The organism is Bradyrhizobium sp. DOA1, from assembly GCF_001593325.1.
Taxonomy (GTDB): domain Bacteria; phylum Pseudomonadota; class Alphaproteobacteria; order Rhizobiales; family Xanthobacteraceae; genus Bradyrhizobium.
The window spans coordinates 6,289,351-6,292,064 of record NZ_JXJM01000001.1; the positions used below are offsets into that span (position 1 = coordinate 6,289,351).

The following is a 2,714-nucleotide window of genomic DNA, read 5'->3' on the forward strand; positions in this document are numbered from 1 at the left end:
AAGTACCAGGCGATCGAGACGCTGAAGGAGCTCAACGCCTTTATCGCGCGCATCCATGATGCCGGCCATGTCGCGATCGAGGCGCGAGCGAACTCGATCGATCCGATGCAGTCCGACCTTTGCGGCATCGCGCTGGCGCTGGCGCCCAACGATGCCTGCTATGTGCCGCTGGCGCACAAGCAGTCCGGCGGCGGCGCCGGCCTGTTCGATGCGGGCCTCGCGCCCGATCAGGTCAAGCATGCGGATGCGATCGAAGCGCTGCGGCCGGTGCTGGAATCGACAGGCATTCTCAAGATCGGCTTCGACGTCAAGTTCACCGCCGTGATGCTGGCGCAGCACGGCATCACCCTGCGCAACATCGACGATGCGCTGCTGATCTCCTACGTGCTCGATGCAGGCCGCGGCTCGCATGCGATCGAGCAGCTGTCCGAGCGCTGGTTCGGCCATGCCATGCTGAAGGAGAGCGAGCTGCTCGGCAGCGGCAAAGGCAAGATCACCTTCGACCAGGTGCCAATCGACAAGGCCGCGCCGCTGTCGGCGGAAGCCGCCGACATAGCCTTGCGCATCTGGCGCGTGCTGAAGCCGCGCCTCGTCGCCGAGCACATGACCACCGCCTACGAGACGCTGGAGCGACCGCTGGTGTCGGTGCTCGCGCGCATGGAGCGCCGCGGCATCTCGATCGACCGCCAGGTGCTGTCGCGCCTCTCCGGCGATTTCGCCCAGACCGCAGCGCGCGTCGAGGCTGAAATCCAGGAGATCGCCGGCGAGCCCGTCAATGTCGGCAGCCCCAAGCAGATCGGCGACATCCTGTTCGGCAAGATGGGGCTTCCCGGCGGCACCAAGACGAAGACCGGCGCCTGGTCGACCACCGCCCAGGTGCTCGATGAACTCGCCGAGCAGGGCCACGACTTCCCCAGGAAGATTTTGGAGTGGCGCCAGGTCTCGAAGCTGAAATCGACCTACACCGACGCGCTGCCGACCTACGTCAATCCGCAGACCCATCGCGTCCATACGACCTACGCGCTGGCCGCGACCACCACGGGGCGGCTGTCGTCGAACGAGCCGAACTTGCAGAACATCCCGGTGCGCACCGAGGACGGCCGCAAGATCCGCCGCGCCTTCATCGCGACACCAGGGCACAAGCTGGTGTCGGCCGACTATTCTCAGATCGAGTTGCGGCTGCTCGCCGAGATCGCCGATATCCCCGTGCTGAAGCAGGCGTTCCGCGACGGGCTCGACATTCACGCCATGACGGCGTCGGAAATGTTCGGCGTGCCGATCAAGGGCATGCCGAGCGAGATCCGCCGCCGCGCCAAGGCGATCAATTTCGGCATCATCTACGGCATCTCCGCGTTTGGCCTCGCCAACCAGCTCGGCATCGCGCGCGAGGAGGCCTCGGCCTACATCAAAAAATATTTCGAGCGCTTCCCCGGCATCCGCGCCTATATGGACGAGACGCGCGACTTCTGCCGCAACCACGGCTACGTCACCACGCTGTTTGGCCGCAAATGTCACTACCCCGACATCAAGGCCTCCAACGCCTCGGTGCGCGCCTTCAACGAGCGCGCCGCGATCAACGCCCGGCTCCAGGGCACCGCCGCCGACATCATCCGCCGCGCCATGACGCGCGTCGAGGACGCACTCGCCGAGAAGAAGCTGTCGGCGCAGATGCTGCTGCAAGTGCATGACGAGCTGATCTTCGAGGTGCCGGACGCGGAGGTTGAGGCGACGCTGCCCGTGGTGCAGAAGGTGATGCAGGATGCACCATTCCCGGCCGTGCTGCTGTCGGTGCCGCTGCATGTCGACGCGCGGGCGGCGAACAATTGGGACGAGGCGCATTGATTTTTCACCTCCCCCCGTAAGAACGGGGCGAGGGAGCGCACCGAATGCGCCGCCCGACTCAATTGCTCTCCGAGCAATTGCGCGATGGTCCTGCGATCCCGCGCATATTAGAACCGTGCCGTCCCCCGCACCGGTTCGCCCATGCCCCATACCCCCGCCCTGCTCGGCTTCGCCCTCGTCTGCCTCGGCCTCGTGCTCACGCCCGGGCCGAACATGATCTACCTGATCTCGCGCTCAATCACGCAAGGGCCTGCGGCCGGCATTGTCTCGCTCGGCGGCGTGGCGCTCGGCTTCGTGTTCTACATGCTGTGCGCGGCATTCGGCATCACGGCGCTGCTGCTCGCCATTCCCTTTGCCTATGACGCGCTGCGCTTTGCCGGCGCCTTCTATCTGCTCTGGCTCGCCTGGCAGGCGGTGAAGCCGGGCGGGCGCTCCCCGTTCCAGGTGAGAAAGCTCGCGGTCGACAGCCCGCGCAAATTGTTCGCGATGGGCTTCGTCACCAACCTGCTCAACCCGAAGATCGCGATGTTGTATCTGGCACTGCTGCCGCAGTTCATCGATCCCACAGCCGGCAGCGTGCTGACGCAGTCGGTTGTACTGGGCGCGATCCAGATCGCGATCAGCGTCAGCGTCAATGCCATGATCGCGCTCGCAGCCGGATCGATCGCGCTATTCCTGGCGAGGCGGCCAAGCTGGATGCTGGTGCAGCGCTGGCTGATGGGCACGGTGCTGGCCGGCCTCGCCGTGCGGATGGCAGTGGAAGCGAAGAAGGTGTGAGCTTCTTTCTTCCTTCTCCCCTTGTGGGAGAAGGTGGCGCGAAGCGCCGGATGAGGGGTTCTCTTTGCGCGCAAGACTGTCCGAGAGGATGGAGA

General features: G+C 65.3%; 2 protein-coding genes. Both read left to right on the forward strand.

The window, feature by feature from the left end; genetic code table 11:
- Positions 1-1,842: DNA polymerase I (polA, locus tag SE91_RS29085; protein WP_063921326.1), on the forward strand; the 1,842-nt coding region annotated here is incomplete at its 5' end.
- 141 nt (positions 1,843-1,983) lie between these two features.
- Entirely contained in the window at positions 1,984-2,619 is a 636-nt protein-coding gene (locus tag SE91_RS29090; RefSeq protein ID WP_061850102.1) for a LysE family translocator, read from the forward strand.
- Positions 2,620-2,714: the final 95 nt, after the last annotated feature.

What these genes read in the sequence shown, in the direction of transcription:
- SE91_RS29090 (WP_061850102.1), top strand. Translation starts at nt 1,984, where the DNA reads ATGCCCCATACCCCCGCCCTGCTCGGCTTCGCCCTCGTCTGCCTCGGC.